This window comes from Delftia sp. PE138 (assembly GCF_018320755.1).
Lineage (GTDB): Bacteria > Pseudomonadota > Gammaproteobacteria > Burkholderiales > Burkholderiaceae_C > Comamonas > Comamonas tsuruhatensis.
Window position 1 is genome coordinate 38,744 of sequence record NZ_JABEPN010000005.1, and the last position, 17,917, is coordinate 56,660.

The 17,917-nt window shown below is 69.6% G+C and carries 15 protein-coding genes; 8 read left to right on the plus strand and 7 right to left on the minus strand.

Going from position 1 to position 17,917, the window contains the following annotated elements:
- Positions 1-7: 7 nt before the first annotated feature.
- Entirely contained in the window at positions 8-607 is a 600-nt protein-coding gene (locus HFGMBDPB_RS17635) for a tripartite tricarboxylate transporter TctB family protein (protein ID WP_212645921.1), read from the plus strand.
- A 27-nt stretch (positions 608-634) separates the two neighbouring features.
- Positions 635-2,143 carry a tripartite tricarboxylate transporter permease gene (locus tag HFGMBDPB_RS17640; protein ID WP_212645922.1) on the plus strand — a complete coding sequence of 503 codons (1,509 nt, stop codon included), beginning with the start codon at positions 635-637 and terminating at the stop codon, positions 2,141-2,143.
- A 10-nt stretch (positions 2,144-2,153) separates the two neighbouring features.
- Here HFGMBDPB_RS17640 and HFGMBDPB_RS17645 read toward each other — a convergent pair whose 3' ends face one another.
- The 7 genes from HFGMBDPB_RS17645 to HFGMBDPB_RS17675 form a co-directional block, all read right to left on the minus strand.
- Positions 2,154-3,371, minus strand: coding sequence for a Fic family protein (locus HFGMBDPB_RS17645; RefSeq protein ID WP_016453711.1), 1,218 nt, complete (start codon positions 3,369-3,371; stop codon positions 2,154-2,156).
- 94 nt (positions 3,372-3,465) lie between these two features.
- Positions 3,466-4,509, minus strand: coding sequence for a transporter (locus tag HFGMBDPB_RS17650; protein ID WP_016448182.1), 1,044 nt, complete (start codon positions 4,507-4,509; stop codon positions 3,466-3,468).
- Positions 4,510-4,709: 200 nt separating this feature from the next.
- Positions 4,710-5,327: a hypothetical protein gene (locus tag HFGMBDPB_RS17655; RefSeq protein WP_016448183.1), complete on the minus strand. Its 618-nt coding sequence runs from the start codon at positions 5,325-5,327 to the stop codon at positions 4,710-4,712.
- A gap of 133 nt (positions 5,328-5,460) precedes the next feature.
- Entirely contained in the window at positions 5,461-6,192 is a 732-nt protein-coding gene (gene pdeM / locus HFGMBDPB_RS17660; RefSeq protein ID WP_034347934.1) for a ligase-associated DNA damage response endonuclease PdeM, read from the minus strand.
- 16 nt (positions 6,193-6,208) lie between these two features.
- Positions 6,209-9,094: a ligase-associated DNA damage response DEXH box helicase gene (locus HFGMBDPB_RS17665; RefSeq protein ID WP_212645923.1), complete on the minus strand. Its 2,886-nt coding sequence runs from the start codon at positions 9,092-9,094 to the stop codon at positions 6,209-6,211.
- A 22-nt stretch (positions 9,095-9,116) separates the two neighbouring features.
- Positions 9,117-10,808 carry an ATP-dependent DNA ligase gene (locus HFGMBDPB_RS17670; RefSeq protein ID WP_212645924.1) on the minus strand — a complete coding sequence of 564 codons (1,692 nt, stop codon included), beginning with the start codon at positions 10,806-10,808 and terminating at the stop codon, positions 9,117-9,119.
- Complete coding sequence (locus tag HFGMBDPB_RS17675; protein WP_016453715.1) at positions 10,805-11,845, minus strand: ligase-associated DNA damage response exonuclease; 1,041 nt, start codon at positions 11,843-11,845, stop codon at positions 10,805-10,807. Before HFGMBDPB_RS17675 ends, HFGMBDPB_RS17670 begins: the two co-directional genes overlap by 4 nt.
- A 224-nt stretch (positions 11,846-12,069) precedes the next feature.
- Here HFGMBDPB_RS17675 and HFGMBDPB_RS17680 point away from each other — a divergent pair, with 224 nt between their 5' ends.
- The 6 genes from HFGMBDPB_RS17680 to HFGMBDPB_RS17705 all read left to right on the plus strand — a co-directional run bounded on the left by HFGMBDPB_RS17680 (position 12,070) and on the right by HFGMBDPB_RS17705 (position 17,890).
- Positions 12,070-12,333: a DUF2789 domain-containing protein gene (locus HFGMBDPB_RS17680; RefSeq protein WP_034364437.1), complete on the plus strand. Its 264-nt coding sequence runs from the start codon at positions 12,070-12,072 to the stop codon at positions 12,331-12,333.
- 193 nt (positions 12,334-12,526) lie between these two features.
- The gene (locus HFGMBDPB_RS17685; RefSeq protein ID WP_016453717.1) at positions 12,527-13,759 is read left to right on the plus strand and encodes a SpoIIE family protein phosphatase; all 1,233 of its coding nucleotides are present in this window, start codon (positions 12,527-12,529) and stop codon (positions 13,757-13,759) included.
- Positions 13,760-13,768: 9 nt separating this feature from the next.
- Positions 13,769-14,341, plus strand: coding sequence for a SiaB family protein kinase (locus HFGMBDPB_RS17690; RefSeq protein WP_212645925.1), 573 nt, complete (start codon positions 13,769-13,771; stop codon positions 14,339-14,341).
- 84 nt (positions 14,342-14,425) lie between these two features.
- Complete coding sequence (locus tag HFGMBDPB_RS17695) at positions 14,426-14,827, plus strand: DUF1987 domain-containing protein (protein ID WP_016448191.1); 402 nt, start codon at positions 14,426-14,428, stop codon at positions 14,825-14,827.
- Positions 14,827-15,585, plus strand: a complete 759-nt coding sequence (locus HFGMBDPB_RS17700) for a GGDEF domain-containing protein (RefSeq protein WP_016448192.1) — start codon at positions 14,827-14,829, stop codon at positions 15,583-15,585. The genes HFGMBDPB_RS17695 and HFGMBDPB_RS17700 overlap by 1 nt, the downstream gene beginning before the upstream one ends.
- A gap of 28 nt (positions 15,586-15,613) precedes the next feature.
- Positions 15,614-17,890, plus strand: coding sequence for a putative bifunctional diguanylate cyclase/phosphodiesterase (locus tag HFGMBDPB_RS17705; RefSeq protein ID WP_212645926.1), 2,277 nt, complete (start codon positions 15,614-15,616; stop codon positions 17,888-17,890).
- The last annotated feature ends 27 nt before the right edge of the window (positions 17,891-17,917 follow it).

Below are 17,917 nucleotides of genomic sequence, written 5' to 3' on the forward strand. Positions count from 1 at the left end.
CCGCGCCATGGACACCGCCATCCACCTTGCCCCGCCCTCCTCCAATTCAGCGGCAGCAGCGGCAGCAGCAGCAGCCCCGGCCCAGCCCGCCAGCGCGGCCACCGAATCCATCCCCGCCACCGAAGCCCAGGTCCCCGGCCTGTCCCGCCGCCATGTGGAGTACGGCGTGGCCGCCGTGCTGCTGGCGCTGGCCGTGCTCGTGGTCTGGGACAACCAGCGCATTGGCGCGGGCTGGGGCGACACCGGCCCGCAGGCCGGCTACTTCCCGCTGCGCGTGGGCGCCGTGCTGGGCATCTGCGCCATCGCCGTCTTCGTGCAGGCGCTGCGCAGCCGCAGCCAGGAGCAATTCGCCAGCTGGCTGCAGCTCAGGCGCGTGGCGCAGGTGCTGCTGCCGCTGACGGCCTACATCGCCGTGATCGCGCCGCTGGGCATCTACGCGGCCTCGGTGCTGTTCATCACGGGCTTCATGGTGTTTGCGGGCCGTTATCCCTGGTGGAAGGCCGTGGCGCTGTCGGGCTTCACCAGCGTGCTGCTGTTCTACGTCTTCGAGATCCAGTTCAAGGTGCCCCTGCCCAAGGGTCCGCTTGAAGCCTGGCTCGGCTATTGACCCCTGTCGCCGCCACGGAGCAACACCATGGACGAACTCCAATACCTTGCGCACGGCTTCGCGGCCGTCACCACCTGGCAGAACACGGGGCTGATGCTCACGGGCATCCTGCTGGGCATCGTGGTCGGCGTGCTGCCGGGCCTGGGCGGCCCCAACGGCGTGGCCATCCTGCTGCCGCTGACCTTCGGCATGTCGCCCACCTCGGCCATCATCCTGCTGTCGTGCATCTACTGGGGGGCGCTGTTCGGCGGCGCCATCACCTCGGTGCTGTTCAACATCCCGGGCGAGGCCTGGTCGGTGGCCACCACCTTCGACGGCTACCCCATGGCCCAGCAGGGGCACGCGGGGGCCGCGCTGACCACGGCCTTCACGGGCTCCTTCATCGGCGCCATCTCGGGCGTGATGCTGATCACCTTCCTGGCGCCGGTCGTGGCCTCGTTCGCGCTGCAGTTCGGGCCGCCGGAGTTCTTTGCGGTCTTCTTCCTGACGTTCTGCTCCTTCATCGGCATGGGCAAGGAGCCCAAGGCCAAGATCGTGGCCGCCATGGCCGTGGGCCTGCTGCTGGCGGCCGTGGGCATGGACACCATCTCGGGCGACCTGCGCATGACCTTCGGCTCCACCGAGCTGCTGCGCGGCTTTGATTTCCTGGTGGTGGTGATCGGCCTGTTCGGCATCAGCGAGATCCTGATGACCATCGAGGAAGGCCTGGCCTTCAAGGGCAAGAAGGCCTCCATCGACCTCAAGGTGGTGTTCAGGACCTGGGCCCGGCTGCCGCGCTACTGGCTGACCATGCTGCGCTCGGCCCTGGTGGGCTGCTGGATGGGCGTGACGCCCGGCGGCGCCGTGGCGGCCAGCTTCATGGGCTACGGGCTGGCCAAGAAGTTCTCGCGCGACCCCGACAGCTTCGGCAAGGGCAACCCCGAAGGCGTGCTCGCCCCCGAGACCGCCGCCCACGCGGCCGGCACCTCGGCCCTGCTGCCCATGCTGGCCCTGGGCATTCCGGGCTCGGCCACGGCGGCCGTGCTGCTGGGCGGGCTGATGATCTGGGGCCTGCAGCCCGGCCCGCTGCTGTTCACCGAGCAAAAGGACTTCGTCTGGGGCCTGATCGCCAGCATGTACCTGGGCAACATCGCCGGGCTGGTCATCGTCATGGCCACCGTGCCGCTGTTCGCCGCCATCCTGCGCGTGCCGTTTTCCATCGTCGCGCCCATGATCCTCATGGTCTGCGCCATCGGCGCCTTCACCGTGCACGGCAATGCCACGGACATCTGGCTCATGCTGGTCTTCGGCGTGGTCGGCTACGTGTTCAAGAAGCTCGACTATCCGCTGGCGCCCATGGTCCTGGCCATCGTGCTGGGCGACCGAATGGAAGACGCCTTCCGCCAGAGCATGCTCTCCAGCCAGGGCGCGCTAGGCATCTTCTGGCACAACGGCCTGTCGGGCACCATCACCACGCTGGCCCTGCTGATGCTGGTGTGGCCGCTGCTGGGCAGGCTGCGGGCGGTGGCGTTCGGGGCGAGGGCTGTGGCGGCCTGAGAGGAGCCGTCTACAGCGAGTCAGCCTCCGCTTCCGGCCAGAGGCGGGGGAAGTAAAAACGCAGGGCGTGCAGCGGCACGCCCAGGCGCACTCTTCCATACGGTGAATCCGTCTCCAGCAGGCCGCGCTTGAGCAGTGCCGATACCTGGGCGGTGGCCAGCCGGTCACCCAACCCCAGCATGGCCTTGAAGTCGGCCCGATCCATCTCCGCCTGGGCCGCAAAAAGATAGTGCAATGCGCGCAATGCCTCGCTGCGCACGCCTTGGCGCACCACCCGTTCCTCATAGGCAAGGCATGCCGCCATGCGTTCCTTCATGCCGTCCAGCGACAGAAGTCCCTCCATGAAGCTCACTTGGTCCATGCATAGTTCCAGCACGTATGCGATCCAGTCGATCAACCCCAGTTCGGTCAGATTGCCACGGCCATCAAGGTCACCACGGCGCGGCTCGTCTGCGGCGGCAAGCAAGGCGTAATAGCGCTCCTGCGACCGTGCGAACCCCCTCAGGGGGGACCACAGACCATTGCTCAGGCCCATGTGGGTTAGTACGAGATGTGAATGCAGCCGGGCCACGCGCCCGTTGCCGTCCCGGAACGGATGGATCCAGGCCAGGCGCTGGTGCGCAGCGGCCATGGCCACCAACTGCAACTCGCCACGGCGCACGCCTGAGTAGAAGCTCGACCAGCGGTCCAGAAAAAATGGCAACTGCCCCGCTGCAGGCGCCGCATGCCTGCCCACGCTAACCTCCCGCGTGCGCCATCGACCCGGCTCGATGGCATCGTCGCCAAGGGCGCCGGCCTCCAGATCGGCCTGGGGCAGACGGGCGAAGAGATCCTGGTGGATATCGGCCAGCATCTGGGGGGTCCAGACCTGCGCATTCGTCCATTGCGTGGACCTGTACTCCAGTTGCTCTTCAGTGGCCATGTGCGCCAGCGCCAATCGCTGACGGCGGGCCTGATCTTCGTCCTGCGCATAGTCGTTGTGCAGGGCGCGCTCGATATCCAGCGGAAAGGTGTGCTGCCCCTCGATCCTGTTCGAGTAATACGAGTTCATGGCCCGAAGCAGCCGGCGCAGGCCTGGCAATGTGTCTGGTCGGTAGCGGCCGGCCAGCCGCTCACCCAACCTGATCAGGTCATGGGAGAGCTCCAGCAAAGGGCCCAGCTTGTGTTCCCCCGGCAGCAGCGGCTCCATCTGGGCAGGATGGTCGTAGAGCAGGAATTTTTGCGACATTGATCACCTATATAAGCAGCTGATTTATATAGATGAAATCCGTTTGGTGCGAGATATTTTGCGAGTTCTTCTGCAAGATTCCCTGACACGTCCCCTAATCCCTGTACCGCTTCTTGCGAAACGCCAGCCATGCGGCGATGACGGTGAAGGCGACGACGATGGACACCACGATCCAGAAGCCGTGCTCGTGCTCGGCCAGCGGTATGCCGCCCACGTTCATGCCGAACAGGCCGGCCAGGATGTTGATGGGCAGGGCCAGCACGGTGACCACGGTCAGCACGAAGAGGCTGTTGCTGTTGTCCTCGTTCACGGCGGCGGCCACCTCTTCCTGCAGCAGCTTGATGCGGTCCTGCAGGGTCTGCATGTCGCGCAGCATGAGCGAGAACTCCTCGCTCGCTGCGGCCAGGCCGCGCCGGTCTTCCTCGCCCATCCAGCCGGGGGGCTGCTGCAGCAGGCGGAACAGCGCGGCGGGCTCGGGCGCCAGCAGGCGCTGAAGGCGCACCAGCAGGCGGCGCAGCCGGCCCAGGTGGGCGCGCGGATGGTGGTAGCGCTGGGCCAGGATGGCGTCCTCGATATCGTCCACGCGCGCCGTGGTCTCGCGCACCACCTTGACCAGCACATCGGCCTGGGTGCGCATCAGGTGCTCCAGCAGCTCGGCCGTGCTGGCGGGGCTGTCGCCGCGGCGCACGGCGTCGCGCAGGGCATCGACAGAGCGCAGCGGCTGGGTGCGCGCGGTGATGACCAGGCGCTCGTCCAGGCAGATCCACAGCGTGGCGATGTCGGCCGAATCGAAGTTGAACTCGAAGTTCACATCGTTGAGCACGGCGACCAGGCTGTCGTCGGCGCGCTCGATGCGCGTGGAGGTCAGGCCCTCGCGCAGGGCGGCATAGAACACGTCGGGCAGGCCCGCATGGCGCTGCAGCCAGCGCAGGGACTGGGTGTGGGTCAGGTTGAAGTGCAGCCACAGGAAATCGCGCCGGCCCGCATCGGACCGGGCTGCGGCATCGGCCAGCCACTGCGCGGCGGATGGCGCCGTCACGGCCTGCACGCACTGCCGTGTGTCACTGAAGAAGCGCCAGCCGCAGATCAGGCCTGCGTCTTCGTGGGCCTGTGCCAGGGGGGAGGCTGCATCGGTCATGGGGAGGAGGAAGCACCTGCGGAAGTGGCCTGCGCGGGCCGGGCAAGTGCGGGATTCTTGGCTGCGTCCATGACAGGGATGTGACAGCCGTCATCAGACCGTCATGCACAGGCCCTTGCGTCCCCTCACCGCCCCCTCACCGCCCCCTCACGGCCCCCTCACGGCCCCTGCTCCTCCCCTCCCCTTGCCGCGACCCTGCATCAGCACATCACGACGTTCTCCAGCGAGAACGAGAAGGGGCGGGAATTCGCCCCCGAGCCGCCGCCGCGCATCACGATGTCGGCACGGGAGATGCCCAGCAGGGAGATCTCGGTGTTCATCTGGGAGACGATGGCCGAGTTCATGATCTGGCCCTGCTGGATGTGCGAGGCCACGCCGATCCAGATGCTGGGCTTGAATTCGAAGACGGCCTTTTGCCGGGGGGCAATCGCGGTCTTGACGGCCAGCAGCCTGCCGTCCTTGTAGCAGCTGGCGTTGATGGCGCCTTGGGGCAGCGCGTTGAGCACCTGGACTTCCTTGGAGCTGGCGCCGTAGCCTGCGGGCGCCAGGCGATCGCCGGCGGTGGACGGCGCCATCTGGAACTGCTGGCCGTACTGCGCCTCCAGCTGCGGCGTGCAGTTGCCATGGCTGTCGCTGGCGCCGACCTGCAGGCCCAGCGGAAAGGTGAACGGATGGTTGTCGCCCTGTCCGCAGTACTTGATGACGCGCCAGGCCACGGCAGGCGCATCGAGGTCGCTGGCGACGTTCTTCTGGAAGATGACGATCTGCGGGTGGTTCGCGTCGTTCGATTGGTTGAAGAAATTGAGTTGAACGCCCATGCATTCCTCCTGGTGGAACGAAAAGCGCTGCGGCATCCCCGGGCACTGCCTGCTGTCCCGCCACGCTTGCTGCGGGAGTCACTGTAGGGAACAACGGCCTTGCGGAGAATTACGCCCGATTACATCCCTGGGCTCACCCAGGCACGGCCCAGACCCGGTCCGCACCCACGGCAAAGAGCTGGCGGCCTGGCTCGGGCGGCAGGCTGGCCATGCCGGTGAACAGGCCGAAGGCGGGCAGCAGGGTAAAGCCAGCGTGCACGGCAAAACACGGCAGGCGCAGGGCGTCGCGGCCGGTGCCGCGCAGCACGATGGCGGGATGGACATGGCCGGCCAGCACATGCCAGGGCCGGGCCTGCTGCGCCTGCAGGTCCTGCGTTGGCGGCGGGGGGTGATGGCAGGCGGCGAACGGCCCCAGGTGCCAGGGCTCGTCCACGATGGCAAAGCCCAGCGCGGGCGGCGGATCGCCTGCGTGGCTGTCATGGTTGCCGCGCACCAGCACCAGTTCCACGGCCGCATGGCGGCTGCGCCAGCGGGCCAGTGCAGCCAGTACGGCAGGATTGCGTGCCTCGGCCGCGTGCAGGAAGTCGCCCAGCACCACGAGCCGCCGCACGGGCAGGCCCAGAAGAAGGGCCGACAGCCGCTCCAGGTTGCCCTGCGTGGTGCCCGCCGGCACGGGAATGCCGCGCGCGCGGAAGGTGGCGGCCTTGCCCAGGTGCAGGTCGGCGATGAACAGCGTGCCCTGGGCGGGCCACCACAGCGCATGCTGGGCCAGCAGGTGCACGGGCTCGCCGGCCAGGAACATGCCCAGGCTGCCGGCCAGGGCGTCGGGGGAAACAGGACTTGGCAACGGTGCGTGGCCTTTCATCAGCGGTGCAATGGTTCTACAGCAGCGGCAAGGGCCGCGAGGGCTTGCGTACGCGGCGCGGGCGGCGGCTGGCGGCATCGGCCTCGGGGCCGTCGGTGGCCTGCAGCGAGAAATCCAGCGTGCGGCGCACGGCGGCCGTATCCTCGTCCACGGCGGGGGGCTGGTCTGCCTTGGGCTTTTTCCGTGGACGCAGCGGCGGATCGGGCGGGACCAGGTCCTGCGTGCGCGGCTCGCTGGCTGCACCGCCGGCATCTGCCGCCTCGTGCAGCTGGGCCAGCATGCGCGCGATGCGGTCGGCCAGATGCTCGTTGGTGAGCTTTTCGCGAAAGCGCTCCACCATGAGCGGGAAGGCAAACGGGCTGGGCCGGCGCAGCGCGCTCACCACCAGCGTCTGCGCCTGCATGCGGCGCAACGCGGCCAGCAGCTGGGCGACATCGAGTTCCTGGCTCAGCACTTCCTCGTCGGCCTGGCGCAGCAGCAGGTTGCTGTCGTCGTACTTGCGAAACACCTCGAAGAACAGCTGGGCCGAGGCCTGCAGCTGGCGCGCACTGCGGCGCTCGCCCGGGTGGCTCTGGAAGATCAGGCCAGAGACGCGGGCGATCTCGCGGAAGCGCCGCCTTGCCATCTCGGTGGCGTTGAGGCTGGCCAGCACTTCGTGCAGCAGGGCATGGCGGGCTTGATGGGCCTCCTCGCCCGCCAGGTGGGCATCGTCGGCGGCCTGGTCCCAGTGGCGGTCCGCATTGGCGGTGTTGCGCGTGGCGACCGCCTGGCTGGCGGACACGCGCCCGGGCACTGCCACGGCCTGGGCCGGCTCGGCGCGCAGCAGTTCGGGCAGCATGGCGGCCCAGTCACGCTCGGTGGCGCTCAGCAGCTCCAGCCCGTAGTCGTTGACGGCGATGGAGAAGGTGCCCGTCTCGCCCTGGGCGGCGCGCCAGGCCAGCAGGCTGGCCAGGCCCATATGGGCATGGCGGCCTGCAAACGGATAGAGAAACAGGTGCCAGCCCTCGCGCGTGCGCAGGGTTTCGGCCAGCAGCGTGGCTGGCGTGGGCAGGGCCGACCAGCGCTGCTGCACTTCCAGCAGGGGGCGCACGCAGCGCAGTTCGGGCGAGTGGTAGTCGCCCGCCGCCGCCAGCGCCAATTGCTGCACCACGAAGTCGGCCAGCACGGTGGACAGCGGCATGCGCGCGCCGGCCCAGCGCGGCACGGTGGGCCGCGTTCTCGCGGCGCGGCGCACGTAGGCGGTCATGTCCTCGATGCGCACCAGCTCCAGCACCTGGCCCGCGAAGACAAAGGCATCGCCGGGCGACAGGCGCGACAGAAAGCTCTCTTCCATGCTGCCCAGCCGCGCGCCATGCAGGATCTGCACGCTCATGCTGGCATCGCTGACGATGGTTCCGATGTTGGCGCGGTGCCTGCGCGCCAGCCGCGCATCGGGCATGCGCCAGATGCCCTGTTCATCGGGCCGCACGCGCTGGTAGTCGGGATAGGCGGCCAGCGAGGGGCCGCCGCGGTGCACGAAGTCCAGGCACCACTGCCAGACCGCAGGCGCCAGCCCGGCGTAGGCGACGGTGCGGCGCACTTCGGCATACAGCTCATCGGGCACGAAGCCGCCGCCCAGGGCCACGGTGGCCAGGTGCTGCACCAGCACGTCGGCGGGCTGGCGGGGGCTGGCGCGCATTTCCACCTGCTGCGCGCGCACGGCGGCGCGGGCGGCGGCCGCTTCCACCAGCTCCAGGCTGTGCGTGGGCACCAGGGTGATGCGCGAGGGCCGGCCCGGCGCATGGCCCGAGCGGCCCGCGCGCTGCAGCAGCCGCGCGATGCCCTTGGCCGAGCCGATCTGCAGCACGCGCTCCACGGGCAGGAAGTCCACGCCCAGGTCCAGGCTGCTGGTGCAGACCACGGCCTTGAGCGTGCCGGCCTTGAGCCCGGCCTCCACCCATTCGCGCACACCCCGGTCCAGAGAGCCATGGTGTATGGCCAGCAGGCCGGCCCAGTCGGGCCGGGCTTCCAGCAGCGCCTTGTACCAAAGCTCGGCCTGCGAGCGCACATTCACAAAGACCAGGGTGGAGCCGGCCGTGGCCTCCAGCTCGCGCACCACGGCCGGCAGCATGGCCAGGCCCAGGTGGCCGGCCCAGGAAAAGCGCTCGGGCCGGTCGGGCAGCAGGGTGTCCACCACCAGGCGCTTGTCCACCTGGCCCTGGACCAATACGCCGGGCCGCGGCTGGCCATGGTCGTCCAAGCCCAGCAGGGTCTGCATGGCCTCGTCCAGATTGCCCAGCGTGGCCGACATGCCCCAAACGCACAGCTGCGGGCTCCAGCCGCGCAGCCGCGCCAGGGCCAGCTGCAGTTGCACCCCGCGCTTGTTGCCCAGCAGCTCGTGCCATTCATCGGCCACCACCAGGCGCACGGAGCCCAGCAGCTCGCGCGCATCGGCGCGCGCCAGCAGCAGGGACAGGCTCTCGGGCGTGGTGACCAGCACGGTGGGCAGCTGGCGCGACTGCGCGCTGCGCTCGGCGCTTCCCGTATCGCCCGTGCGTGCGCCCACGGTCCAGCGCGCCAGCGCGGGATGGCCCTGGGCCAGCGCCTGCAAGGGCGTCTGCAGCGCCTTGAGCGTGTCGGCCGCCAGGGCGCGCATGGGCGTGATCCACAGCACGGTGAGCGGTGCGGAGGCCGGTTTTCGTTTTCCGGTGTGCGCCGGCATCGGGGTTTGCGGCGGGCCCGCAAGGGCCTGCAGCGCGCCCAGCCAGACCGCATAGGTCTTGCCCGCGCCCGTGGTGGCATGCAGCAGGCCGCTGTGGCCCTGGGCCAGCGCCTTCCACACGGCGCGCTGGAAGGCAAAGGGCTTCCAGCCCCGTGCGGCAAGCCAGGCGGTGGCGAGGGGATGGGGGGAACGGGTGGCCATGGCGCGGTGCGTCAAGGGTGGGTCACGGGTCGGAGTGCGGCAGCAGGGCCGCCAGCGTATCGATGGAGTCGGCCTCCTGCACAGGCTTGTCCTCGCGCCAGCGCAGCATGCGCGGAAAGCGCACGGCAATGCCGCTCTTGTGGCGTGCGCTGCGCGCAATGCCCTCGAAGCCCAGCTCGAACACCAGGGTGGGCCGCACGCTGCGCACGGGGCCGAAGCTCTCCACCGTGGTCTTGCGGATGACGGCGTCCACGCGCGCCATTTCTGCATCGGTCAGGCCCGAATAGGCCTTGGCGAAGGGCACGAGGGCGCGGCCCTCGGTGCCGGGCGGCGCGTTCCAGACGGCAAAGGTGTAGTCGCTGTAGAGGCTGGCGCGACGGCCATGGCCACGCTGTGCATAGATGAGCACGGCGTCCACGCTCAGCGGATCGATCTTCCACTTCCACCACACGCCGCTGTCCTTGGTGCGGCCCACGCCGTAGGCGGCGTCGCGGGCCTTGAGCATCATGCCCTCCACACCAAGGGAACGGGCCTGCTCGCGAAGTTCGGCCAGGGCCTGCCAGCTGTCGCCTGCCAGCACGGGGCTGGGCAGCAGCGCCGGGTGCGCCACCAGGGCCACCAGCCGTTCCAGCCGCGCGCGCCGTTCATGCTGGGGCAAGGCGCGCAGGTCCTGGCCGCCCTCCTCCAGCAAGTCATAGGCCAGCAGCACCACGGGCAGCTCGCGCAGCAGCTTGGGGCCCAGGCTCTTGCGGCCTATGCGCTTTTGCAGGTCGGCAAAGGGGCGCACATGGGCGGGCGCCTCGCCCTGCTGCGCGGCCCAGACGACGATCTCGCCGTCGATCACGGTGCCCGCAGGCAAGGCATCGCCCATGGCCTGCAACTCGGGGAAGCGCTCGCTCACCAGTTCCTCGCCGCGCGACCAGATCCAGGTGCCCAGCGCGTCACCGCTGCCGCGCCGCACGATCTGGGCGCGTATGCCGTCCCATTTCCACTCCACCACCCATTGGGACGGCGGGCCGAGCACGGCGTCGAACTGCTGCAGCGGCAACTGCAGCGGATGGGCCAGGAAGAAGGGATAGGGGTGGCCGCGTGCTTCGCCCGAATGCGCGTCATCGCCCTCTTCCTCGCCTGCCACCAGCCGCAGGTAGTCGGCCGCCCCGGGCCGCGCGCCGATGTGGGTGTAGCCCATGAGCCGCTGGGCGATGCGCTTGGCATCCACGCCGCTGACGGCCGCCAGCGCCTGCGTGACCTGCAGCCGCGACACGCCGACCCGGAAGGCGCCGGTGATCAGCTTGAAGTAGACCAGCCGCTCATCGGCCGCCAGCCGCGCCCATTGCATGCGCAGCGTGTCCGCCAGCGCCTCGGGCGCCATGCCGCGCAGCGGCAGCAGGTGGTCCGTGACCCAGGCGGCCAGGCCCAGGTCGTGCGCGTCACCGGGTGGCGGCAGCAGCAGCGCAATGGTCTCGGCCAGGTCGCCCACGGCCTCGTAGCTTTCGTCGAACAGCCATTCGGGCAGGCCGGCAGCCTCGCGCGCCAGCTCCTTCAAGACCTTGGTGGGCACCAGCTGGCGCGGCTTGCCGCCGGCCAGGAAATAGACGGCCCAGGCCGCATCGGCAGGCGCGGCGGCGCGCAGATAGGCCTGCAGCGCGGCCTGCTTGTCACGGCTGGCGGTGCTGGCGTCCAGCGCGCGGTAGAGGGCGGCGAAGTCCTTCATGGGGCGGGCGCCTCATCCGGTGCAGCCTGGGCGGCGGCAGCCTCGTCCTCATCACCGTATTCGGTCTGGAAGGCCTGCGCATCCAGGCCCTGCTCGCGCAGCCAGCGCACCAGCACGGCCACGCTGCCGTGGGTGACGAAGACCCGCTCGGCGCCCGTGGCGCCAATGGCGTACTGCAGGCCGGGCCAGTCGGCATGGTCGGACATGACAAAGCCCCGGTCCACGCCACGGCGGCGGCGCGTGCCGCGCAGCTGCATCCAGCCGCTGGCAAAGGCATCGGCATGGCCGGGAAAGCGGCGCATCCACGGCGTGCCCTGCGCCGAGGGCGGCGCCAGCACCAGGGCGGTCTTGAGCCGTTGTGCATCCACGCCGGGGTCGGTCACGCGCAGCGTGGGCGGCAGGTCCACGCCCGCTGCGCGGTACACGGCATTGAGCGGCTCCACCGCGCCGTGCACGACGATGGGGCCGATGCCGCTGTCCACCCCATGCAGGATGCGCTGGGCCTTGCCGAAGGCATAGCACAGCAGCACCGAGGGCCTGCCCTGGGCCGCATTGGCCTGCCACCAGGCGTTGATGTCGGCCATGAGCTCGGGCTGGCGGGGCCAGCGGTAGATGGGCAGGCCGAAGGTGGATTCGGTGATGAAGGTGTCGCAGCGCACGGGCTCGAAGGGGGTGCAGGTGCCGTCGGCCTCGGTCTTGTAGTCGCCCGAGGCCACCCAGACCTGGCCGCCATGCTCCAGCCGCACCTGGGCCGATCCGAGCACATGGCCGGCCGGGTGCAGGGAGATGCGCACGCCGTGGTGATCGATGGCTTCGCCATACGGCAGGGTCTGCAGCGTGATGTCCGCGCCCAGCCGTGCGCGCAGCACGCCTGCGCTGTCGTCATGGGCCAGGTAATGGGCGTGGCCGGCGCGCGCATGGTCGGAGTGGCCATGCGTGATCACGGCCCGGTCCACGGGCCGCCAGGGGTCGATGTAGAAATCGCCGGCCGCGCAGTACAGGCCTTCGGGACGGGCCACGATCAGGTCGGCGGGCATGCGGGATCGGGGAAAGCAGTGCTCATGTCCCCATGCTAGTGGGGCAGTCGACGGGCGCGCGCTGGCCCGGAGCGCGGCAGGCTGTCAGCCTGCACCTACCCGCGCTGCCATGCTGCCGCAACTGGCCTGCGGCGCCCTGCAAATCGGGGAAGATAGCGCCCTGGCCCCTTCCTGCAGCCGGCCCGCCGGCTCCCTTTGATCCCACACGCACCGAACACGCCGCCATGAACAACTCCGTCGTCCGCATGTCCAATCTCTTCCTGCAACTGGGCCTGGATGCCAGCGACCAGGCCATTGCCGATTTCATCCGCGCCCACCAGCTGGCCGCCGATGTGGATGTGGTGGATGCGCCCTACTGGAGCGATGCGCAGCGCCAGTTCCTGGCCGAGCAGCTCAAGGCCGATGCCTCTTGGGCCATCGTGGTCGACCAGCTCAGCGAGTCGCTGCACGAGGACGCGGTCAGGCGGCGCGCCGAAGGCCTGAGCTGAAGCGAGGCAGCCTGTCCACCCCGATGGCCTGCATGGACGGCAGCCCCAGGCCGCGAACGGCCATGCCGCGCCAGGACGAAGGCTGTCGGCTCACAGTCCTCCAAAGAGGTGCCTGCCCCTCAGGCCCATCCGCGTCACAAAACTGAAACAGGGAAATCGTAACATTCCCTAACAATTTTGCGATGTGCATTCCATGGATGAGTCCCGCGCCTACCTGAGCGATTCCCGGCCCCGTTTCCGCCCACCCAGCGCCGCGGACCTGTGCACCCCCGTCCCCTGCATGACCGCCGACGAGACCAACGAGAAGGTGCTCGAGGTCTTCACGCGCCACCGCGATCTGGCCAGCCTGCCCGTGGTGGAGGGCGACCGCCCCATCGGCCTGATCAACCGCAGCATCTTCCTGTCGCAGTTCAGCAAGCCGTTTCGCATGGAGCTGTACGGCAAGAAGAGCTGCATCGCCTTCATGGACAAGGAGCCGCTGGTGGTCGATGCCTCCACCGACATCGACACCCTGACCGTGAAGACCGTGGAGTACGGTGAAAAGGCGCTGACCGACGGCTTCATCATCACGCGCGGCGGCCTGTTCGCGGGCGTGGGCCACGGCCTGCAGCTGATGCGTGCGGTGGCGGACATGCAGGTGGCGCGCAACCGCCAGATCATGCACAGCATCGAATACGCCAGCGTGATCCAGCAGTCGCTGCTGCGCAGCTCGCGCGAGGCCCTGGCACGCGCCTGCCCCGGCGCCGACCTGGTCTGGGAGCCGCGCGACGTGGTCGGCGGCGACTTCTACCAGTTCAGCCAGGACGGCGATGGCTGGTTTGCCACCGTGGCCGATTGCACGGGCCACGGCGTGCCCGGCGCCTTCATGACGCTGATCGCCACCAGCAGCCTGGGCCAGGCCATCAAGGAACACGGCCCGCGCGACCCGGCCGCGCTGCTGGGCCATGTGAACCGCAGCGTCAAGCAGATGCTGGGCCAGCTCGACGGCAAGGACGGCACGCCGGGCTCGGACGACGGGCTGGACGCGGCCTGCTTCTGGTTCGAGCCCGCGCACCGGCGCCTGCGCTTTGCAGGCGCGCGCCTGTCGCTGTTCCTGCTGCGCCCCGGCGCCGAGGCGGTGGAGGTGGTGGACGGCCAGCGCAAGGGCGTGGGCTATGTGGACAGCGAATTCGACTTCGCCTGGAACAACATCGGCCTGGAGCTGCCCGCAGGCACCCTGGTCTTCACCACCACCGACGGCCTGATCGACCAGGTCGGCGGCCCGCGCGGCATCACCTTCGGCAAGAAGCGCCTGCGCGAGCTGCTGCTGGAGCAGGCCGGCCGCACGCCCGCCGAGATCAACCGCGCCCTGCTGGACGCCCTGCAGGCCTGGCAAGGCGAGCACCACCGCCGTGACGACCTGACCTTCTTCTGCTTCAGAACCTGAATGCCTCCCATGCCCCAAGCACAGATCGCCGACAAGTACGGCAGCTTCTTCCACCTGGCGCGCCAGCACCAGGTGATCTTCTACTACGTGGGCTACTTCTCGCAGAACATCGTCGCGGCCATGGCCGAGGCCGTGCGGCTGCAGCTGGAAGTGGCCGGCGTGCCCGGCCCCACGCGGCGCAAGCTGTTCTCGTCCTTCGTGGAGATGGCGCAGAACATCATCCATTACTCGGCCGATGCCCTGACCCCGCCCCACCAGGACGATGGCGAGCTGCGCCACGGCGCGGTCTGCATCCGCCGCGAGGAAGACGGCAGCTTCGTGCTGCTGTGCGCCAACCCCATCGAGCCCGGCATGGGCGAGGCGCTGCGCGCCAAGCTCGACGCCCTGCGCAGCATGACCCTGGACGAGATCAAGAAGGCCTGCCGCCAGTCGCTGCGCGACGACGCGCCCGAAGGCAGCAAGGGCGCGGGCATGGGTTTCCTGACCCTGGCCCGCGATGCGCGCGAGCCACTGCAGTTCGACTTCGATCCCGCCCAGACCGTGGACGGTCGTCCCGTCTTCTACCTGAAAGCCACGCTCTGAGCCGCACCGGCCAGCCAGGAACGCTCCGGCACCGGACCTGGACAGGCCGGGCGCGCAGGCACGGACAACGCACCGAGATCACGCATGGACAACCTCTACATCGCTCCGACCCCCAGCTCCCCGGAAGTGGACTTCCGGTTCGACACGCACACGCTGCACCTGCGTGGCGAGTCCTATCCGGAGAACGCCGCCGCCTTCTATGGCGGCATCCTCACCCGCCTGCAGGACTACCTGGCCCTGGCGCAGCCCGCGCAGCAGCAGGCACCGATCCAGGTGCACATCGCGCTGGCCTACTTCAACAGCTCCAGCACCAAGATGCTGTTCAACCTCATCGAGGCGCTGAGCGAGGCCGCCGAGGCCGGCCGCACCGTGGCCCTGCACTGGTACTACGACGAGGAAGACGACACCATCTGCGAATTCGGCGAGGAGCTGCGCGACGACTTTGCCGCCATTGCCTTCACCGGCCATCCCGTGAAGGCCGCGTGATGGACACCGTGGCAGCACCCGCCGCCTGCGCCGCTCCTGCAGATCTTTTCGATGCCGAGCACCGGGCCCTGCTGGCGGCCCGCGCGGCCCACGAGCTGGGCGAGGAGGCCGGCGCCCGGGCCTGCCACCAGGCCCTGGGCGCGCTGCTGGCCGCCTATGACCGCCTGCTGCGCGAAACGCGCCGGCTGGTGCGCCGCAGCGACCGCGCCGAGCTGGAGATGACCCAGCTCAACCAGCGCCTGCAGGAGCTGGCCGGCGAGCTGGAGTACCGCGCCACGCACGACCCGCTGACCGGCGTGCTCAACCGCGCGGCCATCATCGAGCGCGTGAACCGCCACTTCACCCAGCAGGGCCTGGCCCTGATCGTGCTGGACATAGACCACTTCAAGCGCGTGAACGACAGCTTCGGCCACCCCGTGGGCGACAGCGTGATCCTGGGCGTGGTGCGCTGTCTCAAGGCCGCCGTGCCGGACACGGCCCACATCGGCCGCGTGGGCGGCGAGGAATTCACCGTGCTGCTGCCCCAGCACGACAGCGACGGCGCCGTGCGCGTGGCCGAGCAGGTGCGCGCCGCCATCGAGGCCCATCCCTTCGGCCTGCCTGACGCCAGCTGCATCACGGCCAGCTTCGGCGTGAGCTGGCGCCCGAGCGGCGGCCGCTTCGACGAGGCCTACAGCCTGGCCGACGAGGCGCTGTACGCCGCCAAGCGCAGCGGGCGCAACCAGGTCGTGCGCGCGGCAGACCATGCCACGGCCTGAGCGGCGCGGACACGGACAGGGCTGAGGCATGAGTTTCGTGATGCGCGCACGGGCGCCCAGGGCGCCCGCCCCTGCTTCCGCCCTCCTGCAGCCGGCTCTGCAGCCGCCCCCGCCATCGCCCGTGCCCGGGCCTGAATGGCGGGTACTGATCGTGGACAGCGACCCCGACGTACACGCCGCCTTCCGCCTGGCGCTGGAAGGCCACAGCCTGTTCGGCCGGCCGCTGGTGTTCCTCTACGCCCGCTCCGGCACGCAGGCGCGCAACCTGCTGCGCAGCGAGCAGGACCTGGCCGTGGTGGTGCTCGACGCCGTGACCGACGGCACGGGCGCCGGGCTGGACCTGGTGGATTTCATCCGCTACACGGCCGGCCTGCGCAACAGCCGCATCGTGCTGCGCACCGGCCGCCCGGGCCAGGCGCCCGATCTGGAAACCCTGCTGCGCTACGACATCAACGACTGCCGCACCAAGACCGAACTCACGCCCGACCGGCTGCTGGCCATCGTGGTGACCGCCGTGCGCTCCTACGAGCAGCTGTGCGCCATCGAGGCCAACCGCCGCAGCCTGGAGCTGATGGTGCGCTCCAGCGCCTCGCTGCTGGAGGAAACCAACCTGCACGCCTTCGCACGCGGCGTGATCACCCAGCTGGCCACCTTGCTGGGCGTGGCCAGCGAAGGCCTGGTCTGCTCGGAGGGCACGCACCCGGCCGAGCCCTACCGCGTGCTCGCGGCCACGGGGCCGTTCGCCCGGCTCATCGACCAGCCCATCGCCACCGTGCTGGCCTCGCGCGGGCTGCGCCTGCTGCGCCAGGCGCTGCAGACCCGCCGCAACATCTATGGCGTGCAGCGCGGCGTGGCCCTGTACATAGGCCGTGGCGACGAGCAGGACATGGCCGTCTTCATCGACGCGCCGGCCTCGCACAGCGCACTGGACCGCCAGCTGCTCGAAGTCTTCTGCGCCAACCTGCGCACGCTGCTGCACAACCGCGGCCTGCTGGAGCGCCTGCACCAGTCCGCCTATTTCGACCCCCTGGTCTGCCTGCCCAACCGCGCCCACTTCGTGGAAAAAGTGGACGAATGCGTGTGGCGCGGCACGCAGGACCATGTGCTGGCCCTGGTGGACATCGACGACTTCAGCGCCACCAACGACGTGATGGGCCACCGCTTCGGCGACCGCCTGCTCGAAGCCATGGCCCGCCGCCTGGCCGGCGCCCTGCCCGCCGGCGTGCTGCTGGCGCGCGTGGGCTCGGACACCTTCGGCATCCTGGGCCCCACAAGGGAAGTGGCCCTGGGCCAGTTGCTGGACTGCGCGCGCCAGCCCCTGGCCGTGGACGGCGTGCCGCACAAGGTCTCGCTGACCTGCGGCTACGTGCACCTGCCCCGTGAACGCCAGGCCGGCACCGACCTGGTCAAGGACGCCACCATCGCCCTCAAGCGCGCCAAGCGCGACCACCGGGGCCAGCTGCTGGAGTATTCCGAGCACATGGGCATGGAGGCACGCGACCGCGCCCTGCTGCTGTCCGACCTGCGCGCGGCCATCGACGGCGCCCAGCTCTTCCTGGTCTACCAGCCCCAGGTGGACCTGGAAACCCATGCCCTGGTCGGCCTGGAGGCCCTGCTGCGCTGGCCACGGCAGGACGGCAGCTTCGTGCCGCCCGACCGCTTCATTCCCGTGGCCGAGCATTCGGGCCTCATCGTGCCGCTGGGCCAATGGGTGCTGGCCACGGCCTGCCGCACCATGCGCGAACTGCTGGACGCCGGCCGCGCGCCCCGGCGCATGGCCGTCAACGTCTCCACCGTGCAGCTGCAGGACCCGGGCTTCCTGCAGACGGTGCGCCATGCCCTGGCCGAGCACGGCCTGCAGGGCGCGCAGCTGGAGCTGGAGATCACCGAATCCGTCGCGGTCCTGCCCACCCAGCTGCTGCAGGCCACGCTCAGCGCCCTGCGCACGCTGGGCGTGACCATTGCCATCGACGACTTCGGCACCGGCTACTCCTCGCTGAGCTACCTGGAGCGCCTGCCGCTGGACCGCATCAAGATCGACCGCAGCTTCGTGCGCCAGCTTGGCGAATCACAGGAAGCGCGCATCGCCGAAATGATCGCCCAGCTGGGCCGCAAGCTCGGCCTGCAGGTCCTGGCCGAAGGCATAGAGGACGCCAGCGCCTGGCAGGCCCTGCGCGCCATGGGCTGCCAGGAGGGACAGGGCTATCACGTTGCCCGGCCCATGGACAAGGCGCAGTTGCTGGGCTGGCTGGGCCAGCGCAATGAAGCGCTTCAGCGACAGCCTGGCACCTCTGAGTTCCCCTGAGGCGGGCAGGCCGCGTCCTGCTCCCTC